We start from the raw sequence: 17,645 nt of genomic DNA, 5'->3' as shown, positions 1-17,645 counted from the left end.
GCACACCCAGCACCCGGCGCAGCGCCGCCGCAGTGACATCGCCGCCAACCCGGATGGTCGTCCCATCCGCGAGCTTGATCTCGATGGTGGTGTCAGCGGACACTTCTAGTTTGTCGTCCTGCTTCGATGAAGACGGCAGAGCCTCCGGCGCGATGCGCATCGGCAGAAACCCAACGCTTGTATCCATCGGTGCAGACCCTCGCCGGGCCTGCCGCCGCCAGGTCCATATAAGCCCCCGGCTGATATCGTGCCGACGTGCAACCTCTGTCACGGTAACACCCGGCACCTCCAGCTCAGCCAGAACGCGCTGCTTCTCCTCTGACCGCCAGCGCCGCCGCCGCTCAACTCCGGTGATGATCTCCACCGCTGATCCCGTTCCCGTCCTTAATGCCGTTCTTACGAGCGGCGTTAAGATCACCCTGCGGATTCAACACCACAAGGCGGCGCTCACCGGGCGGATACAGCTTAAAGACCGGACGCGCTGATCACGTCGCGCATTGTTGTGGGCGCGCGGCCAAGAAGCGTTTCCAGCGTCGGGTCGGTGGCCGCGAAGTCGCCGCGCCGGGCGGCCACAAACACTCCAAGCAACATCTCCGCATAAATGCGGGGCAATCCAGCCGCGACCTTTGCCTCCATCCATTCGTGATCGGGAACGACTACGTGCCGTACCTCGCGCCCCCCCACTTCGGAGGCGAGCGCGGCCAGCTCGGCCATGGTCACCGCCTGCAAAGCCGTCAGCGGCGGGGTTACTCCCTCCCAGCGCCCCGCACCGGCCAGGATTGCAGCATCGGCCTCGGCCAGGTCGGCCCGCGCTGTCCAACTGATTGGGCCGTCCTCGGGCACACGCAGTTCGCCAGATCGTAGGGCGTCGCCTACCATGGTCAGGCAGCTCTCTGCATAGAAGCCGTGTCGCAGCGACGTGGTGGGCAGACCGCTCGCAGCAAGGTCCGTTTCGGTGCCGGCGTGCTGGTCGGCTGGCGCAAATGGCGACCTCCGGCGCGCCCCCATGTGGCTCGTGTACAGAATGCGGCCGACGCCAGCCTCTTGCGCCGCTTCGATCGCGGCGCGGTGCAAGGTAAGCGCTTCCTCGCCGATCTTGTCGACGGATACGATCAGGACATGATCGGCGCCCGCAAAGGCTCGGCGCAGGCTGGTCGGGTCGGCGAAATCGGCGGCCCGAACCTCTACCCCGCGCGCCGAGAGAGCCGACGCCTTGCCCGGGTCACGCACGCTCGCCACGATCCTGGCAGCTGGGCCGCGACGCAGCAGGCCATCCACCACCGCGCGGCCAAGCTGCCCATTTGCCCCTGTTACGACGATCATCACGTGGAGCCTCGATATCAGTGGAATGTATAAAATGATATCAATGATAACATTGCTATGCAACAGCTGGTATTGCCAAATCGATAGCGGTGATAGGATCACCGGATGACGGGTTCAGCAGCGAGCGATGCAGCACAGTCGGGTGTCCGGGAAAGGATCCTGGAAGCGGCGACGAGCCTCATCGCCACCGGTGGCCTCGCAGCCTTGACCACGCGGGCCGTTGCCGCCCGCGCAGGCGTACAGGCGCCGACCCTCTACCGGCTCTTCGGCGAGAAGCGCGGCCTGCTCGACGCCGTCGCGGAATATGGGCTGGCTGCCTTCATCGCGCAGAAGGCCAGCGCGGCGCCGCACCCGGATCCGGTTCAGGATCTGCGCGACGCATGGGATGCCTATGTGGCGTTTGGACTGAGCAACCCGGCCGTCTTCGCAATCATGAATGACATCGATTCGGCGCGCTCGCCCTCACCGCCTGCGCAGGCGGGGATCGCCATATTGCGTGCACGCATTGAGCGAATAGCCCGCGCTGGCCGCTTGACTATGCAGATAGAACAGGCGGTCGCATTGATCCATGCGACAGGCGTCGGGACGGTCGCAACGCTGCTGACGACGCCCGAAGAGAAGCGTGAGCGGCAACTGCCGGCGATTGCGCGCGAGGCCGTTCTCGCCGCAGTCGTGGCAGATCTTCCCGATCAACAGCCCGGCGGCCTTGCCCCACTGGCGATCGGACTGCGCGCGCATCTCTGGGCGGCAGAGGAATTGACGCCCGGCGAGCGGCTGTTGCTGACCGAACTGCTCGACAAGCTCGCGCAGCGCTGAGGGGTTCGGAATGTCGACGCGGCAACATGCCGCGGCCGGCAGTTCCCCTACCCCGTCACGATAATGCGCACTGGCTGGCGGAGAGCCGAGCCCAACGCGCGATTGAGACAAACGGCGCGACCAAGCGTCCGGGTGGGTGGATCAACTGCAGTGAATGATTTAGCACTACTTTGGCAGATGCTTCGGATTAGGCACCGTTTTGGTGTTCCCACGGCTCGTTTTGCGTGATTCATGAGTGGTCGGCCTTTGGGGGGCCGGCCATGGACGAGACCTGGAAGTTGGATCTTGAGCGCTGGCTCGCGCCCTTTCTGGATGCTCAGCGGCACAAGGTGCGGGCGCGGATATGTCCAGCCTATGTGGTAGGGCTGATCGGCGCAGGGGATCGCAAGAGCGTGCAGCCCATGGCGACGCGCGACGGGAATGTCGGCTACGGTGAAGGGCCGGCCGGCCCTTCCCGCCATCCCGCCATCCCGCCATCCCGCTCAGGTGAGCGAGAGGATTGCCTTGCCGTGCAAGGCACGCCGGCGCAGCGCCTCCAGGGCGGCCGGGAGCTCCCGCCAAGGCCGCACGGTCGCGACCGGTGCGTGCAGCTGGCCGCTGCTGGTGATGTCGATCAGCGTTGCCAGATCCGCGGCGATCGTCTGCTCAGGGCCTGAGGCATAGGAAAAGAAGGTGCGGATGGTGGCGTTCTCGGCTCCGATAAAATCGAGAAGGTCGTAGGCGGCCTTCTCCCCGGAGCTGTTGCCGAAGGACAGGATAAGGCCGCCGGGCGCGATCTGTTTGGCGGCCGCATCCATCGACCGGCCGCCGATCGATTCGAGGATCACGTCAAACCGGCGGTCGCACTCCCCGATGCTGCCGACCACCTGTCGCGCGCCGAGCGCGAGCAGGCGCGGCGCGGTATCGGCGGACGCGACGCCGGTGACGATCGCTCCCGCGCGATGGGCCAGTTGAACGGCAATTTGGCCGACGCCCCCGGACGCCCCGGTGATGAGAACCTTCCGTCCGAGCAGAGCGCCGCCGAGCCTGAGCAGGCGGAGGGCGGTCAAACCTGCGAGGGGGAGGGCGGCGGCGGCGGCGAAATCCACCGCCTCGGGAAGTTCGACCAGGCGCGAAACCGGCGCGGCGACGCGTTCGCTCCAGCCGGCGCCTTCGACAAGTCCGGCAACCCGGGCGCCCTGCTTCGGGCCGCTTCCGTCTCGCGCGGGCTGCAGGACGGTTCCGGCAATGTCCTGGCCCGGTCGCCATCCTGAGGGGCGATAGGCGAGCAAGGCGAGTTCGCCGCGATTGAGGCTGAAGGTTTCCACTGCGACGAGCGCCTCGTTTGGCGCCGGATGAGGCTCTGCGACGTCTTGCAGCGTCACGCCGTCCGCATCGTCGCGATTGTTCACATAAGCCAGCATGGTGCGTCCTTCCAAGGGTGGGGTGTCCTTGTTAATTCACGGCAGAAACGCTGATAATCCTGGTGAACCCCAAAGGACTCGTGCATCGGATGCAAGGATCGAAAAGCGGCTTCCGCTTGGAGGAGATCGAGGCCTTCGTCGCCGTTGCGGAGACCGGAGGTTTCAGCGCGGCCGCCAAGCGGCTCGGGCGCGACGCTTCGGTGATATCGCGGCGGGTCACTGCCTTGGAGGCGCGGCTCGGCATTCGTCTGCTCGGTCGCACGACACGCCAGGTCGCTCTGACCGAGGCGGGCGCCGCCTACCTCCGGCGCGTCCAATCGATCCTGACGGAACTGGCCACCGCGGAGGAGGAGGCGACGGATCGCGCGACGGCGCCGCAGGGCCTGCTGCGCCTCGCCCTGCCTGCGGCCTTCGGGCGGCGGTGGATCGCCCCGCTCTTGCCGAGGTTCCTCGCCGCGTATCCGGCGATCCAGGTCGAACTCAAGCTTTCCGACCGCTTCGTTGATCTTCTCGCCGAGGATTTCCATGCCGCGGTCAGGATCGGCACCCTGGCCGATAGCGGCCTGGTCGTCCGCTCCCTGGCGCGCGTCCGCCGGCTGCTCTGCGCCTCGCCCGCCTATCTGGCGGCGCAAGGCGAGCCGGCAACGCCCGAGATGCTGGCCGGCCACGCCTGCTTGGGCTTCACCGGCCTCCACTCCTGGCCGGCTTGGCCGCTGCGGCGTGGCGCTGCGCGGGTGCAGGTGCGGGCGACGGGCCAATTGGTCGCGGATGACAGCGAGGCGCTGGCGGCTGCCTGCGTCGCCGGCGCCGGCATCATGCTGGCGGCGGATTGGCTGGTGGGACAGGAACTCGCCCAAGGTAGGCTGGTGGAGGTCTTGCCCGGCTGGTCGGTGGACGAGGGCAGCCGCGTCGGCCTGGTTCTGCCGCCGGGGCGCTTGTTCCCGGCCAAAACCCGGGCCTTCGCGGATTGGATCTCGAACGAGTTGGCGCCGGTTCCGCCATGGTCACGCCGGAGTTGAAGACGCAACAAGCTTCCGCCTCCGGGGGCGTGGCGGCGAAGTGATCGGCCAAGCCTCCTCGAACGCTAGGAGAGAGACGAGCGGCAAGGTATAAAGACCGGTCAGGCGCCGAAGATCGCGCACCGGCCCCTTTCCCCTTGCAGCCGAACCCGCGCCGTTTCGTCCAACCTGCTGCGCCGCCGCTTCGTCTTCACCCTCGACCCGGGCCGATCGTGGTTGTTCTCTGCACCCCGCCGAAAATTCTTCGCAGGCGCGGGAATAGGCGCGCGGGCTTCGGTGTCTACGGATCAGAGCAACCTGAGAGAGACAGACATGAACCGGCCCTCCGTCCTCGCCCTCGTCGTCGCAGGCCTTGCCTTCTCTTCCACCATGGCCGTGGCCGCGGCGGGAAGTGCCGAGCGCGTGCGCGGCACCGTCACCGCCACGACCGCGCAGGAGGTGACCGTCGATACCGATGCGGGCAAGACGCTGCCGATCGCGCTGACGGGCAAGACCGTCTATTTGCAGGTTCTGAAATCCTCGCTCGATCATTTGCAGAAAGGCAGCTTTATCGGCACCGCGACCAAGGATGTCGGCGGCACGGCGGTTGCGCTGGAAGTCGTGATCTTTCCGCCGGCCATGCGAGGGGTCGGGGAGGGGCATTATGGGTGGGACAAGATCCCCGACACCACCCTCGCGGGGGGCGCGCAAACCAGCAGCGCGATGACGAACGGCAATGTCGCCGCCGTGTCGAGCACGCTGCCGGACGTCAAGAGCAGTATGACGAACGGCGATGTCGCGGCAGCCCAGGCGCAGGGCGGTGTCACGCATCTGGTCGTCACCTACAAGGGCGGAAAGCAGGATGTGCTGGTGCCGCCGACGGCGCCGATCGTGACCTTTGCCCCCGGCACCCAGGCGATGCTGACCAAGGGCAGCGCCGTCTTCATTCGAGCGACGAAAGACGCCTCTGGCCTCGTCGCCAATGCCGTCGTCATCGGGACGAAGGGCGTGAAGCCGCCGATGTGATCGAGGCCCGACCCTCGGCGCCGTGCCTGCCGAGGGAGGTTCCTGCGCAACCGGGAGAGCCATGATGCGCCAACAGCGACCGGCAAGGGCCGCTCATCCGCTTCCGATCCGCGTGATGCACTGGATCGGCGCCTATGCCATTGGCTGCATGATCCTGAGCGGATGGGCGATCTACGACGCCGCGCCGAGCCTGCCCTTCCACTTTCCGCACTGGGCGGGCTGGGCTGATGGCTCGGCGGTGCGCTCGCCTGGCATCTCAGCGCTATGTGGCTGCTCCTGGCCGATGGGCTCGCCTATCTGCTTTACGGGGTCGCGAGCGGCCATTTCCGGCGGGACATGAGCCCCCCGCCGCCCGCTGCGGTGGCGCGGGATCTCGCGGCCGCGCTGCGTCTTCAACTGCGCCATCGCATCGGCCAGTACAACGCGGTGCAGCGCCTGGCCTATGCCGGCGTGCTCGTGCTCATCATCCAGCAGGCAGCGAGCGGGCTTGCCATCTGGAAGCCGGTGCAGTTCGGCTGGCTTGCCGGCCTCTTTAGCGGCTATCCGACGGCACGCGGCATTCACCTCGCGCTCATGCTCGGCATCGGCGCCTTCATCCTGCTGCATCTGGCGCTCGTCGCCCTGCACCCGGAGACGCTCAAAGCCATTGTCGTGCAGCCAAAAGTGATGAGACCGGCGAATCATGAACGATCAATAGGTTTTGGTTGCCGCAGACTCTGAGACGATGCCATTTGGCGCGGGTGGGAAGGAGGTGCTGCCCTGTCGATGAGGCTCGCTGCCTCAGAAAGCTTCCCGCTCCCTGGTTTCCCGCGCCTCTCGGCCGTCGATCCGATGGGTGTCGCGCAGTCTTTGGCCGATGCCAGCGCCGCGATCGCCCGCCTCGACCAGGCGTCCGGCAGCCATCCACTGGCCCAGGCCTTGCTGTTCCGGACGGGCCTCGACGCGGTCCGCCGCATGGCCGCGGTCGACGGCGCGCTGATTGATCCCTGGCATCTGGCCGCCAGCCTCGAAGGCTTGCGGCTGCGCATGGACCCCTTCCTCACCATGAGGGACCGTGAGGACATCCGCGATCGGGCCCGCACGGCGCTCACCCTGCACCAATGGATCGTCGCGCCGGATTTCGATCAGGACAGCGATGTCCAGCGTGCCGCGGCGGTCCTCACCCGCCATTCGCCATCCCGTCCGCCCTGATCGCCGCGGCGATGGGCTTCCGCGCGAGGATCGACGCCGGCGAAAGCCGCGCGCCCGCCCGCGCGGCGCTGATCCGCTTCTGGCAGAAGCGCCATCTCCTCCGTTTGCCCATTCCTCTCACCGGCGCTGCCGCGCTCCGCTCCGAGCAGAGCTGGCAGCCGGATCTGTGGCTTCCGGCCTTTCTGCAGGCGCTCGACCGGGAGGCGAGCGACGCCCTCGATCTGCTCTCCCCCCTGGAGCGCGCGTGGTTTGCCGCCCGCAATGGGGTCGCCGGTCGTCGCCGCGATTCTCATGATGCGGCGGCGGTCGATCTGCTGGCCGCGACCCCGATGCTCTCGGCGACAACCCTCGCCGGCATCCTCAAGATCGCGGTGAAGACCGCGATCCAGATCCTCGATCGGCTCGTGGCCGCGGGGATCGTGGTGGAGGTCACGCACCGCTCGAAGCGCCGACTTTTCGGCTTGTAGAGGCTCGCACCGATACGGGAGATCGTTCGGCCACCCCGCCGCGCGGATCGCGACCGTGGTCGTGGGCGACCCAGAAAGGAGATTTGGGAGGAGCCCGTCGAAATCGCCGCGCCGCCGCCCCGACTGCCCCCGTTGTCACCCATCGAGCGCCAGGCTTTCGATTACACCGCGCTGGAAGAGGCAATGGCGCACCTCGAGGCCGTGCTTCTCCAGGCGCGCCGAGCCGCCGGCAGGCGCATCCCAGACATCGGTCCACTGGGAGAAACCCCGTGATGGTGACACTGGATAAACCTGCAATCATTGATTAACATTACTGCATTGCTGAATGGAAACTCGAGCCGATGGCCAGCATCACGATCCGTAACCTCGATGAACCCCTCAAAGCACGCCTGCGCGTCCAGGCGGCCGTCCATGGCCGCTCGATGGAGGAGGAGGCGCGGGACATTCTGCGCACGGTGCTCTCCCGGGAGCCTGCGCAGCCGGTCAACCTGGCGGCTGCCATCCGTAAGCGCTTCGCGCCCCTCGGCGGTGTCGAACTGCCCGACGTGCCGCGCGAACCGATGCGCGAGCCGCCGGATTTTGGCGGTTGATCCTGCTCGACACCAAGATCCTATCGGAATTGATGCGCCCTATCCCAGAGCCCGCGGTCGAGACCTGGGTCGGCGCTCAGCCCGCCAGTAGCATGTTCATCTCGGCCATCACCGAGGCGGAGCTGCGGTACGGCCTGGCCCTCCTACCAAAGGGCCTGCGCCGGGGGCGGCTGCTGGCGCAGTTGGAAGCCATGCTCGCCGAGGATTTCGTCGGCCGGATTCTCCCCTTCGACAGCGCCGCGGCCGGGACCTATGCGTCGATCGCTGCCGCCCGGCGCCAGGCGGGCCGGCCGATCTCGCAGGTCGACGCCCAGATCGCCGCGATCGCGGCGTCGCGGGGCGCCGCCATCGCAACACGAAATGTCTCGGACTTCGCGGAATGCGGGATCACAGTGCTTAATCCGTGGGGCAGCGAATGAGTTCTCCTGAGCCCCACCTTCGGCAGGAGTCCACCCTCGGGTTTCGGATGGACGCCACGGACGAGCGGACATTGCTGCCGGAGGTGCCAATCTCGGGTATCGACCCGAACACGACGTAGGACGCTTGAGGCGATAACCGAGAAAGCGGACCTAGCCCGGCTGGTCAGGTTAATGAAAGGATGGCAACTGTTGGCTCTTGGTACCCGATCCAGAGGAGGCTGCGGCTAATGGTAAAAGCCTATATAATCTGCACGACGCCGCGAAGTGGGAGCACGCTTCTTTGCAGACTTTTGGCTTCAACTGGAAAGACGGGTAATCCAGATTCGTTCTATCACAAGCCTCAATTTATGGCAGAATGGGCAGAGGAATGGGGTATAGCTAAAGAAGAGCGTAACTCATCGGGTTCCTTTGATCGTGCATACCTTGCCGCGGCCATCAAAGCAGGACGAGCGGGAACGGGTGTCTTTGGGATCAGACTTCAGTACGAGTATTTGTCCCTTCTCTCTAAAACGCTTGATCAGATTTATCCAGGACGCAATACGGATGCAGAGCGGTTTAGGCAGGCGTTCGGGGAACCGCTCTACATTCATTTGTCGCGCTCAGACAAAGTAGCTCAAGCGGTGTCCCTGGTCAGGGCAGAGCAGAGTGGCCTTTGGCACCTTAACGACGATGGCACTGACTACGAGCGCTTTGGTAAAGCACAAGACCCATCTTACGACTTCAATCGCCTTCATCGAGAAGTCCTCGAACTGACGAGAGGGGATCAAGCTTGGTCGCAATGGTTTGCAAGCCAGCAGATAAAGCCATACTGCGTTTCGTATGGGCAGCTTTCTGAATGCCCGAACGATACGCTGCAAGGCATCTGCCGTGCTATCGGAATCAGCCTCGAAGGAATTTCCAATATCAAACCCAGGCTAGCCAAGCTTTCCGACGTCATCAACGATGAATGGATCCGGCGCTATAATTCTGACGCTGGCCGCGTAGCATATCCCTTAAAATGATCTTTGAGCGAGTATCCCCTTTCGACCCAAGTCAGCCGTAATCGACGCCCGAGAGGTTGCCGGCAAGCGGACATAGCTATTCTTCCACTAAGTCGATCTCTATTGTTGCTTATCGTAGCCAGAGGTGCACGCACTCACCGTGCCATCAGTGAAATCGTCGAAGTGGCGGGTAGGAAGCGCCGCCGGAGAATTGCGTTCGCGGGATCACCCACAAAGCGGGCGACCGCGCCTGAGACGATTGCTGATATCAGCAGAAACAGAAGCAGCCATGGCATCTGCCAAGCCGTTTGCAGAGATTTACCGGGTACGAGGTCCCGCATAACACCGAGCACGATAATGTGGAACAGATACAGCTCGTAACTATGGCGGCCAAGCCAGCGCAGGGTTCGCCCGACGACGGAAGAAACCATCATCCCTGCTGGTCGCGCAAGGCTGCCCAGAATGATGGAGGATGTCGACAAGGCAATAAGGGTGAAGCTAGATATTACATGCGTCCCTTGGAAGCCTTGTAGCCAGACCAGGATAAGCACTACCCAGCCACAGACCTCCATGAAAAGAGCGGTGATGAGCGAGGGACGCCACCGCCGCGCAAGCATGGATGTTAAACAACCGATCGAGATGGCGTCGAAGCAGGCGAGATTGGCATAGAGATAGAAGATCTCATTATCCGCGTGAGCTGCGCGATAGAAGGGTGCGACGACAATGAATATGAGGCACGGAATGGCGATTATCGTGTCGCGCCTGAGGATAAGGCAAAGGATTGGAAAGGCGAGGTAGAAAACCTCCTCTACCGAGAGCGACCAGTAGACATTCAAGGCGTAGTCAAAATAACCCAGATGCTGCATCAAGATGTTATGGAAGAAGAGCAGCACCGATAGCACGCCAAGCATGAGTTCACCGTCCGAGCTGGGCGCTTTGGTCGCAAAAGAGCCGATGGAGCACAGACCAAGAATTATGATGATCGTCAGTGCCAGGAGAAGGCAAGGCGTCAGCCGCGCGAAGCGTCGGATATAGAAGGAGCGAGGGTCAAGCTTGCCGAGACCGCCGGATCGCTCGGCGGCGTTCGTCGTGATCAGAAAGCCAGAGACGACGAAGAACATGGTTACGGCGAAGTTGCCAGGTGCGAGAATTGCGTGGCTCCAATGATGCCCCAGGAGCGTTACAAGAGGGCCGTTGTTCCAGAGCTTATATGTGAGGCTGAAATGGAGCAGCATGACCATGAGAATGGCAATGCCTCGAAGGAGGTCGATCCCAGCATTGCGTGGGGCCGAATGCGCTAAGCCGAACCGCATGCCACCAACACCCTGCTAGGCTTGCGCCCACTCTACGAAAATAGTGCCGGCTGCACGAATAGCGGCCTCGCGATCAGCGGTCGTCGTCTTCGGGGCATTGCAATAGACGGCGATGATCAGCGGTGCGCGACCAGGTGGCCGAACGATGGCATAGTCATTTGACTCATCAGAGATATTCTCGCCGGGCCGATCGCCAATCACCCAATCACTTGGCAGGGACGCCCGGATGCGCCGCACGCCCGGTTTGCAGGCCTTCATGCCATCCTCAAGCCTGGCTTGAGACGCAGGCGTCAACACACTGCCCAGCAGCAACTTATGAGCAGTGCCGACGATGGCACGGGGCGAGGTTGTATCCAGAATACCGTCATAGTGATTAGAAAGAGGCTCGTATCGGTCTGACTGGGTTACCGTGTCACCCAGACCTCGCAGAAAGGCCGTCAGGCCAGACGGTCCCCCCGCGCTGCGCATGAGAAGAATGGCGGCGGTATTGTCGCTATATTCAAGCATCGCCTGCGTCAGATCCCGCACTGACAAAGCCCCCTGGCCGACATGGGCTTTCGTGACCGGCGAGGTGAAAATCAGATCGCTCTCGGTATAGGGCACCATGCGGGAGAGGGATTCATGCCCGCCATCGACCCGTGCCAGGACCAGGCCTGCCAGGAGGCCCTTAAAGGTGCTGCACATCAAAAACCGCTCATCCGCGCGATGGGCGAGTGTCCGGCCCGATCCGGTATCCAGTGCGAAGACGCCCAGACGCCCACCATGCGTCTTCTCGATCACGGTCAGAGCAGATGGCACTTGCGCAGAGGCCGAGCCGATAGCCGAGAAAGCCGCAGCCATGGACAATCCCGCCATCGCTGTCCGTCGCGTTATCAAAGTCTTCACAGGATGTTTGGCTCCCGGCAGTCGCAATCGTTGATCAAAGCAAGCGACGAAATCGCCAACCCATCCAATAGTTTACTATTCGTCGTGGCCACGGCATCTAACGATCTTGCGTTCCAGGAGGGAAGCAAATATTTTCTATGAGCCGTATTAAAATAAATTTCCCTTATGCGTCTTCCAACCATCCGTCAGTTCCGAGCCTTCCTTCACGTCGCCGAAACAGGCAGCGTTTCCGTTGCCGCGAAATCGCTTGGACTGACACAGCCTGCGGTCAGCCAACAGTTGCGGGAGCTGGAACGTGTTCTTTGCGCGCGCCTGTTCGAACGCGCTAATGGGCGGTCGATACTGACAGTTGCAGGGCAAGCTCTCGTTGAACCGGCGCAAAGGGCTGTTGCGGCAACTGAGGATGCCGTAGCCACCACGGCAGAGACCAAAAGCGGCGAGATTGGGCAGATCCGAATTGGATCGGGAGCGACGGGTTGCATTCATTTACTGCCGACGATCCTGGCGGCCGTAAAGCAAGCGATGCCGCGCCTGACGCTCAAGGTCACCATTGGAGATACCGCCGATCTCCTGCCTCTCGTACAATCCGGTGAACTCGACATCGGCTTAATGACTTTGCCGGTGAGTCGAACGGCGGCCTTGAGCTATGAGCCGTTATTTTCGGAGCCCCTATTGGCGCTACTGCCACAGAGCGACGGATTATTTCCAAAGGGCATCACACCGCAGCAGCTCGCGCAATTTCCGTTTATCGCTTATCGTGCTGCGGGCGATACCAGAACTATCACGGATGGTTGGTTTGATGCAGGTGGAGCGTCACCGGAGCCGATCATGGAACTGGGCAGCTTCGAAGCCGTCAAAGTTCTCGTTGGTGCAGGTCTCGGTGTCGCAATCGTGCCAAAACTTGCACTCTCCACCCCCGTCGCCGGAACCACAGCCTGTAGTTTGAAACCGCCGCTATCCCGCATCGTCGGCTATGTGGTTCGAGAAGACAAGACACTAGATCGCAGGCTTCGACTCTTGATTAGACATCTTGAAGCGTTTCCACCTCCTTAAGATATACGAATCCAGCAGCGTTCTGTCGCGGGCTGCTTCTCGCATTTTAGGCATTAAAGCGGAATATCCGCTTTCCCCCCATATCGGCCGAAGCGGATCGGTAGCCCAATGTCTGCTTGAGGAGCACTGCTCACCAATTACAAATAGGCGACATGGCCGCTCAGCGGATCTGGGCCGCTTCACTCTACCACTGCCCTCTTTTAACCACCCCTACCCCGCCATCGCCCGTTATTCCGCCTCGCCATCGGCCGGGGGCTGCGCATAGGGCGTGCCGTCCCGCCTTGTGTGGCCAATTCCGCTATCGTCGATGATCATCATGTCGATATCGGAGTAATAGCAGCCATCGCCGGCAAGCCGCGTGCCGATCTCGAGGATCAGCGCCTCGCCCGGGCCGCGGTTCTGCAAATGATGCCCGTCCGGCTCACCCGCCTTGAAGCCCGCGGCATCGCCCGCGCGGAGCGTTTCCTCCCCTGCATCGGTCACGAGCACCACCTCGCCGCTGAGGACATAAACAAACTCGTCGCTCGCAATCTGCCAGTGCCGCTGGCTGGACCAGGCGCCCGGCGGCAGGCGCAGGAGATTGACGCCGAACTGGCTTAAGCCCGCGGCATCGCCCAGGCGCTTCCTTTCGGTCTCCCGGCAGGGCGCTTCGAAGGGTGGCGGGTAGTCGCTGCCGCGCAAGCCAGTGATGGCGGCGAAATCGAGTTTTCGGCTCATGGGGTCGGCTCACCCTTTGCTGGAGCCTCGCAGGCTATGGCCCCGGCAAAAGCCTGGCAACCGGCGGCGGGCGAGCCAGTTGGCAAGACTAACAAGTTCATACCGTTACTGTTAAAAATGATCGCAGCACGACCCCGGTTGCCGGCCGCCCATTTTTCACCGCGCCGCCATCTCGGGGCTGGTAGAGTAAGGCTCGACAGGGAGAGAACGATGGCCTTTGCAAAACCGATCCTGACCGCCCCGCGCGCGGTCCTGCTGGCCGCGGGGCTTGCCGCCGGCGGCTTCCTCGCCCCCGCCGCGGCGCGCGCCGATACCACGCTGAAACTCACCGTCACCGCCTCGGTCTCCGTCATGCCCGATGAGCTGGTGGCGGCACTCTCCGCGCAGGCGGACGCCGCTTCCGCCAGCGCCGCCCAGGCTGCCGTGAACGGGATGATCGCCAAGGCCCTGGCCGAGGCGAAGCCGCTTGCCGGCATCACCACCAGCACCACAGGCTATTCCGTGTGGCACGAGACCAATCCGAAGGATATCTGGCATGCGAGCCAGGGGCTGAGCCTGCACGGGCATGACGGCGCCGCGCTGCTCAAGCTCGTCGGGCAGTTGCAGGCCGAGGGCCTCGCCATCGGCACGCTCTCCTGGCAGATCTCTCCTGGCCTCGCCGAGAAAACCTATGCACAGGCGATGGACCGCGCGATCGCGAAGCTCAAGGCCCGTGCGCAGGCGGCGGCCAAAGCGCTCGGCCTCGGCTTGCAGGGCTTCCGCGCGGTCTCGCTCGATGATGGCGCCGCCCCCGCGCCCCGGCCGATGATGCGCATGATGGCGGTGGGAGCCGCGGCCCCAGCCCCCAACGCCCAGGCCGAGCCCGAGAGCGTCTCGGCCACCGTCTCGGGCGTGGCGCGGCTGGAATAACGGAAGGCGGCGTCAGGCCGCCTTCGCCTGCTCCCCCAGCTCCTTCAGCGCCTGGATCATCTTGACGAGCACGGCCTGCGCATCGCCATACACGAGGTTGGTATTGTCGGCGTAGAAGAGCAGGTTCTCCACGCCGGAATAACCCTTCCCCTGCCCGCGCTTGATGACGAAGCATTGCCGCGCCTGATCGACATTGAGGATCGGCATGCCGTAGATCGGCGATCCCTTGTCCACCCGGGCCGCCGGGTTCACCACGTCATTCGCGCCGATGACGAGCGCCACATCGGCGGTTGCGAATTCCTCGTTGATATCCTCCATGTCGAAGATCACGTCGTACGGCACGCCGGCCTCGGCCAGCAGCACGTTCATATGCCCCGGCATGCGCCCGGCCACCGGGTGGATCGCGAATTTCACGTCCACATCCGCCGCCTGGAGCAGGCGCACGAATTCGTAGAGCTTTTGCTGCGCCTGCGCGACGGCCAGGCCATAGCCCGGCACGATGATCACCGTGCTCGCATAGCGCATGGCGATCGCGGCGTCGCCCGCTTCCGCCGGCTTCATGCTGCCGGTGATGCTGCTCGCATCCATGCTGCTGCCCTCGCCGAAATTGCTGAAGAGCACATTGGTGAGCGAGCGGTTCATGCCCTTTGCCATCAGGATCGTCAGCAGCGTGCCGGCCGAGCCCACCACCATCCCGGCGATCATCAGCGCCGGGAACTGCATGGCATAGCCTTCGAGCCCGACGGCGAGCCCCGTGAAGGCGTTGAAGAGCGAGATGACGACCGGCATATCCGCGCCGCCGATCGGCAGTGTCATCAACACGCCAAAGGCCAGGGCGCCCGCGAAGAAGAAGATACCGAGCACGGCGGAAGCGATCGTGCTCGGCCAGAGGATGACGACGAGGCCGAAGAGGACGGTCAGCAGGAAAATCCCGCCATTGAAAAGCGGTTGCCCGGGGAAGCGCCAGTTGCCGGCGATGCGGCCATCGAGCTTCGCCCAGGCGATGAGCGAGCCGGTGAGCGAGACCGCGCCGATCAGCGCGCCAAGCACGGTCGATGCCAGGATCAGCCGCGTCGGCGCCGTGCCTTCGAGGAGCACGACGGCCGCGATCGCCGCAGCCGCGCCGCCGCCCATGCCGTTATAAAGGGCGACCATCTGCGGCATGGCGGTGATCGGCACGCGCTTGCCGCTCCACCAGGCCCAGCCGGTGCCGATGACGAGCGCGATGATGGCGAGCGTGAGGTTGAAGCCGAGCCGGCCGCGCAGCTCCGGCGGGATCTCGGCGATCGCCCCGAAGCAGGCGATGACGGCGATGAGCATGCCGACACCGGCGAGCGTAATGCCGGACCGCGCCGAAACGGGCGAAGACATGCGCTTGAGGCCGAGGATGAACATCAGCGCCGCGGCAAATTCGGCGAGGCCCACGATATTCATCCAGACTTCGGCGGAGGTGGTCATCATCGTGTCAGCTCCTCGCCTTGACGGGTTCGGGCTTGGCGCTCGGCTTGAACATGCCGAGCATCCGCTCCGTCACCACATAGCCGCCGGCCGCATTCCCGGCGCCCAGCAGCACGCCTAAGAAACCGATGAGCCGCGGCAGAAAGCCATCCGCCGTGAAGAGCACATGCAGCGCGCCGATGACAACGATGCCGTGCACGAAGTTGGAGCCCGACATCAGCGGCGTATGCAGGATCGACGGCACGCGGCGGATGATTTCGTAGCCGGTGAAAGCCGCCAGCATGAAGATGTACAGCGCGATCAGCCAGGTCATCGAAATGGTAATGGGCATGGGCTTCTGTTCCCGTCTCGCGTGGCAGGGTCAGGCGGCTTCGGAGGTGCGGATGGTGCCGCGGGTCAGCGCGGTCTTGGCGATCACCTCATCCTCCCAATCGAGCGCCAGCGCGCCTTCGCGGACGATGAGGTCCATCAGCGCCAGCAGGTTCTTGGCGTAGAGCTCGCTCGCATGTTGCGCGAGCATTGAAGGGACGTTGAGGGGGGCGACAATCAGCGTGTTATGCCGCCGCACCTCCTCACCCGGCACCGTGCCTTCGCAATTCCCGCCGCCTTCGGCTGCGAGATCGACGATGACGGAGCCCGGCTTCATCTGCGCGATCTGCGCATCGCTGATGAGTTTCGGCGCGTCGCGGCCGGGGAGGGCCGCCGTCGTCACGATCATATCGGCTTGCGCGATGTGGCGGGTGACGACTTCGGCGACGCGCGCCTTCTCCTCATCGGTCAGCGCGCGCGCGTACCCGCCCTCGCCCCTGGCATCGACGCCGGTATCGACGAATTTGGCGCCCAAGGACATCGCCTGTTCCCGCGTCTCTGGCCGCACGTCATACCCTTCGGTGATGGCGCCCAGGCGCCGGGCGGTCGCCAGCGCCTGCAGGCCGGCCACGCCCAAGCCCATAACGAGGGCGCGCGCCGGGCGGAGCGAGCCCACCGCCGTCGTCATCATCGGCAGGATGCGCGGCATCTTCGTCGCCCCCAGCAGCGGGCCGTAATAGCCGGCAAGCGCCGCCTGGCTCGAAAGCGCGTCCATCGACTGGGCGCGGCTGATGCGGGGGATACGCTCCATGGCGAAGCAGGTGATGCCCCGCGCCTCCAGCGCCTCCTGCAGCCCCGGCTCCTTTTGGGGATGGACGAAGGAGATGAGGACGGCGCCGCTCGGAATATGCTGCACCGTCTCGACCGAGGGCGGCTGCACGGCGAGCACGATATCGGCGCCCGAGAGCGTCTCGGCCGCCGTCTCGTGCAGGCTCACCCCCTCATAGGCGCTATCCTCGAAGCTCGCGGCGCTGCCAGCCCCCCGTTCGAGCCGGAGGCTCACGCCCATTTTCTGGTATTTGGGGAGGATGGAGGGCACGAGGGCGACGCGCCGCTCATGCTGGCGTGTTTCCCGACAGACCGCGACGTTCAGCCCCATGAGCCACCCTCTCCTCTTGGACCTCGGCACTATCCTGCGCCTCTTGATCGTGAGGATGCGGGGCAATTCTCTTGCGCGCAAGCACGAGAATTAGTCGGATTATTTAGGACCGCGTTCCTTGCTTTTGCGCGGCAGGCTATGATTGTCTTCGTCACGCGGTTCTTTCCGCAGAGGCGAGGCAGGGGAATTGGGATGAGTGAGAGCAGTGCGCTCCATGGAGGCTGCCTCTGCGGGGCATGCCGGTATGAGAGTTTCGGCAGGCCGCTCAATAGTCGCGTGTGCCATTGCCGCCGCTGCCAGAAGGCGACCGGTTCTGCTTTCTATGCCAGGGTGATGGTGCCGCTCGACAGAGTGCGGATAACAGGACCGGTGAGATGGTTCGATGCGGGCACCGGTGTTCGCCGTGGGTTTTGCGGGGAATGCGGCACCACGCTGTTTTCAGAACGGCGGAGCGCCAACACCATCGGGCTTTCAATGGGAAGCCTGGACGACGCAGATGGCTTGGCCCCTTCGGACCATATCTGGGTATCTGCCAAGCAGCGATGGCTCACCTTCGATGATGGCCTGCCGCAATATCCCGAGGGGCCGCCTGGCTCGCCAAGCCCGCACACGACACCATAGGACCATTC

General features: G+C 64.0%; 21 protein-coding genes and 1 pseudogene. 13 read left to right on the top strand and 9 right to left on the bottom strand.

Features of this window, described 5'->3' with window-relative positions; all coding sequences use genetic code 11:
- A partial coding sequence (tnpA, locus tag ACYQ7X_RS09240) for an IS66-like element accessory protein TnpA (protein WP_459696688.1) occupies positions 1–364 on the bottom strand: 364 nt, incomplete at its 3' end.
- Positions 365–465: 101 nt separating this feature from the next.
- Positions 466–1,323: an SDR family oxidoreductase gene (locus ACYQ7X_RS09235; protein WP_459696686.1), complete on the bottom strand. Its 858-nt coding sequence runs from the start codon at positions 1,321–1,323 to the stop codon at positions 466–468.
- A 105-nt stretch (positions 1,324–1,428) separates the two neighbouring features.
- Between ACYQ7X_RS09235 and ACYQ7X_RS09230 the strand changes: the two genes are divergently transcribed.
- Positions 1,429–2,139 carry a TetR/AcrR family transcriptional regulator gene (locus ACYQ7X_RS09230; RefSeq protein ID WP_459696685.1) on the top strand — a complete coding sequence of 237 codons (711 nt, stop codon included), beginning with the start codon at positions 1,429–1,431 and terminating at the stop codon, positions 2,137–2,139.
- Positions 2,140–2,399: 260 nt separating this feature from the next.
- Positions 2,400–2,552 (top strand): annotated as a pseudogene (locus tag ACYQ7X_RS09225) (IS701 family transposase); the annotation flags it as partial.
- Between the two features lie 69 nt (positions 2,553–2,621).
- Here ACYQ7X_RS09225 and ACYQ7X_RS09220 read toward each other — a convergent pair.
- A complete protein-coding gene (locus ACYQ7X_RS09220; RefSeq protein WP_459696684.1) occupies positions 2,622–3,410 on the bottom strand; it encodes a zinc-binding dehydrogenase in 789 nt (262 codons plus the stop codon).
- 194 nt (positions 3,411–3,604) lie between these two features.
- Here ACYQ7X_RS09220 and ACYQ7X_RS09215 point away from each other — a divergent pair, with 194 nt between their 5' ends.
- The 8 genes from ACYQ7X_RS09215 to ACYQ7X_RS09180 all read left to right on the top strand — a co-directional run bounded on the left by ACYQ7X_RS09215 (position 3,605) and on the right by ACYQ7X_RS09180 (position 9,234).
- Complete coding sequence (locus ACYQ7X_RS09215) at positions 3,605–4,561, top strand: LysR family transcriptional regulator (protein WP_459696683.1); 957 nt, start codon at positions 3,605–3,607, stop codon at positions 4,559–4,561.
- Between the two features lie 312 nt (positions 4,562–4,873).
- The gene (locus tag ACYQ7X_RS09210; protein WP_459696682.1) at positions 4,874–5,566 is read left to right on the top strand and encodes a hypothetical protein; all 693 of its coding nucleotides are present in this window, start codon (positions 4,874–4,876) and stop codon (positions 5,564–5,566) included.
- Positions 5,567–5,830: 264 nt separating this feature from the next.
- The gene (locus ACYQ7X_RS09205; RefSeq protein WP_459696681.1) at positions 5,831–6,286 is read left to right on the top strand and encodes a cytochrome b/b6 domain-containing protein; all 456 of its coding nucleotides are present in this window, start codon (positions 5,831–5,833) and stop codon (positions 6,284–6,286) included.
- A gap of 111 nt (positions 6,287–6,397) precedes the next feature.
- Entirely contained in the window at positions 6,398–6,757 is a 360-nt protein-coding gene (locus ACYQ7X_RS09200; RefSeq protein ID WP_459696680.1) for a hypothetical protein, read from the top strand.
- An 11-nt stretch (positions 6,758–6,768) separates the two neighbouring features.
- The gene (locus ACYQ7X_RS09195) at positions 6,769–7,224 is read left to right on the top strand and encodes a hypothetical protein (RefSeq protein ID WP_459696679.1); all 456 of its coding nucleotides are present in this window, start codon (positions 6,769–6,771) and stop codon (positions 7,222–7,224) included.
- 341 nt (positions 7,225–7,565) lie between these two features.
- Complete coding sequence (locus ACYQ7X_RS09190; RefSeq protein WP_459696677.1) at positions 7,566–7,814, top strand: FitA-like ribbon-helix-helix domain-containing protein; 249 nt, start codon at positions 7,566–7,568, stop codon at positions 7,812–7,814.
- Positions 7,811–8,233, top strand: coding sequence for a PIN domain-containing protein (locus tag ACYQ7X_RS09185; protein WP_459696676.1), 423 nt, complete (start codon positions 7,811–7,813; stop codon positions 8,231–8,233). Before ACYQ7X_RS09190 ends, ACYQ7X_RS09185 begins: the two co-directional genes overlap by 4 nt.
- A 227-nt stretch (positions 8,234–8,460) precedes the next feature.
- Positions 8,461–9,234, top strand: coding sequence for a Stf0 family sulfotransferase (locus ACYQ7X_RS09180; protein WP_459696675.1), 774 nt, complete (start codon positions 8,461–8,463; stop codon positions 9,232–9,234).
- A gap of 134 nt (positions 9,235–9,368) precedes the next feature.
- Here the strand turns inward: ACYQ7X_RS09180 and ACYQ7X_RS09175 are convergent, their stop codons facing one another.
- Both ACYQ7X_RS09175 and bla read right to left on the bottom strand, forming a co-directional pair.
- Entirely contained in the window at positions 9,369–10,526 is a 1,158-nt protein-coding gene (locus ACYQ7X_RS09175) for an acyltransferase family protein (protein ID WP_459696674.1), read from the bottom strand.
- Positions 10,527–10,541: 15 nt separating this feature from the next.
- Positions 10,542–11,366, bottom strand: a complete 825-nt coding sequence (bla, locus tag ACYQ7X_RS09170; protein ID WP_459696673.1) for a class A beta-lactamase — start codon at positions 11,364–11,366, stop codon at positions 10,542–10,544.
- A 210-nt stretch (positions 11,367–11,576) separates the two neighbouring features.
- Here bla and ACYQ7X_RS09165 point away from each other — a divergent pair, with 210 nt between their 5' ends.
- Positions 11,577–12,464, top strand: coding sequence for a LysR family transcriptional regulator (locus tag ACYQ7X_RS09165; RefSeq protein WP_459696672.1), 888 nt, complete (start codon positions 11,577–11,579; stop codon positions 12,462–12,464).
- 228 nt (positions 12,465–12,692) lie between these two features.
- On the opposite strand, the gene ACYQ7X_RS09160 is transcribed toward ACYQ7X_RS09165, so the two are convergent.
- Entirely contained in the window at positions 12,693–13,181 is a 489-nt protein-coding gene (locus ACYQ7X_RS09160; RefSeq protein WP_459696670.1) for a cupin domain-containing protein, read from the bottom strand.
- Positions 13,182–13,391: 210 nt separating this feature from the next.
- Between ACYQ7X_RS09160 and ACYQ7X_RS09155 the strand changes: the two genes are divergently transcribed.
- Positions 13,392–14,090: an SIMPL domain-containing protein gene (locus ACYQ7X_RS09155; RefSeq protein ID WP_459696669.1), complete on the top strand. Its 699-nt coding sequence runs from the start codon at positions 13,392–13,394 to the stop codon at positions 14,088–14,090.
- A 12-nt stretch (positions 14,091–14,102) separates the two neighbouring features.
- Here the strand turns inward: ACYQ7X_RS09155 and ACYQ7X_RS09150 are convergent, their stop codons facing one another.
- Genes ACYQ7X_RS09150 through ACYQ7X_RS09140 form a run of 3 tightly spaced genes read right to left on the bottom strand, consistent with a single transcriptional unit; the run spans position 14,103 to position 17,016 of the window.
- Complete coding sequence (locus ACYQ7X_RS09150; RefSeq protein WP_459696668.1) at positions 14,103–15,551, bottom strand: NAD(P)(+) transhydrogenase (Re/Si-specific) subunit beta; 1,449 nt, start codon at positions 15,549–15,551, stop codon at positions 14,103–14,105.
- Positions 15,552–15,555: 4 nt separating this feature from the next.
- Positions 15,556–15,879: an NAD(P) transhydrogenase subunit alpha part 2 gene (locus ACYQ7X_RS09145; protein ID WP_459696667.1), complete on the bottom strand. Its 324-nt coding sequence runs from the start codon at positions 15,877–15,879 to the stop codon at positions 15,556–15,558.
- Positions 15,880–15,909: 30 nt separating this feature from the next.
- Positions 15,910–17,016 (bottom strand): NAD(P) transhydrogenase subunit alpha, encoded by a 1,107-nt coding sequence (locus tag ACYQ7X_RS09140; protein ID WP_459696666.1) that lies wholly within the window; start codon positions 17,014–17,016, stop codon positions 15,910–15,912.
- On the opposite strand from ACYQ7X_RS09140, the gene ACYQ7X_RS09135 reads away from it, so the two are divergent.
- On the top strand, positions 16,975–17,637 hold the full coding sequence (locus ACYQ7X_RS09135; protein WP_459696665.1) for a GFA family protein: 663 nt from the start codon (positions 16,975–16,977) through the stop codon (positions 17,635–17,637). The two genes, ACYQ7X_RS09140 and ACYQ7X_RS09135, sit on opposite strands and share 42 nt — an antisense overlap.
- Positions 17,638–17,645 lie beyond the last annotated feature (8 nt).

The organism is Acidisoma sp. C75, from assembly GCF_054665095.1.
Note: the sequence above shows the minus strand (reverse complement) of the source record. Positions and strands in the feature narration are given on the sequence as shown.

Coding starts and splice junctions, on each gene's coding strand:
- ACYQ7X_RS09235 (WP_459696686.1), bottom strand. CDS start 1,323: ATGATCGTCGTAACAGGGGCAAATGGGCAGCTTGGCCGCGCGGTGGTG.
- ACYQ7X_RS09230 (WP_459696685.1), top strand. CDS start 1,429: ATGACGGGTTCAGCAGCGAGCGATGCAGCACAGTCGGGTGTCCGGGAA.
- ACYQ7X_RS09210 (WP_459696682.1), top strand. CDS start 4,874: ATGAACCGGCCCTCCGTCCTCGCCCTCGTCGTCGCAGGCCTTGCCTTC.
- ACYQ7X_RS09205 (WP_459696681.1), top strand. CDS start 5,831: ATGTGGCTGCTCCTGGCCGATGGGCTCGCCTATCTGCTTTACGGGGTC.
- ACYQ7X_RS09200 (WP_459696680.1), top strand. CDS start 6,398: ATGGGTGTCGCGCAGTCTTTGGCCGATGCCAGCGCCGCGATCGCCCGC.
- ACYQ7X_RS09195 (WP_459696679.1), top strand. CDS start 6,769: ATGGGCTTCCGCGCGAGGATCGACGCCGGCGAAAGCCGCGCGCCCGCC.
- ACYQ7X_RS09190 (WP_459696677.1), top strand. CDS start 7,566: ATGGCCAGCATCACGATCCGTAACCTCGATGAACCCCTCAAAGCACGC.
- ACYQ7X_RS09180 (WP_459696675.1), top strand. CDS start 8,461: ATGGTAAAAGCCTATATAATCTGCACGACGCCGCGAAGTGGGAGCACG.
- ACYQ7X_RS09175 (WP_459696674.1), bottom strand. CDS start 10,526: ATGCGGTTCGGCTTAGCGCATTCGGCCCCACGCAATGCTGGGATCGAC.
- bla (WP_459696673.1), bottom strand. CDS start 11,366: ATGGCTGCGGCTTTCTCGGCTATCGGCTCGGCCTCTGCGCAAGTGCCA.
- ACYQ7X_RS09165 (WP_459696672.1), top strand. CDS start 11,577: ATGCGTCTTCCAACCATCCGTCAGTTCCGAGCCTTCCTTCACGTCGCC.
- ACYQ7X_RS09160 (WP_459696670.1), bottom strand. CDS start 13,181: ATGAGCCGAAAACTCGATTTCGCCGCCATCACTGGCTTGCGCGGCAGC.
- ACYQ7X_RS09155 (WP_459696669.1), top strand. CDS start 13,392: ATGGCCTTTGCAAAACCGATCCTGACCGCCCCGCGCGCGGTCCTGCTG.
- ACYQ7X_RS09150 (WP_459696668.1), bottom strand. CDS start 15,551: ATGATGACCACCTCCGCCGAAGTCTGGATGAATATCGTGGGCCTCGCC.
- ACYQ7X_RS09145 (WP_459696667.1), bottom strand. CDS start 15,879: ATGCCCATTACCATTTCGATGACCTGGCTGATCGCGCTGTACATCTTC.
- ACYQ7X_RS09135 (WP_459696665.1), top strand. CDS start 16,975: ATGCTGGCGTGTTTCCCGACAGACCGCGACGTTCAGCCCCATGAGCCA.
- ACYQ7X_RS09140 (WP_459696666.1), bottom strand. CDS start 17,016: ATGGGGCTGAACGTCGCGGTCTGTCGGGAAACACGCCAGCATGAGCGG.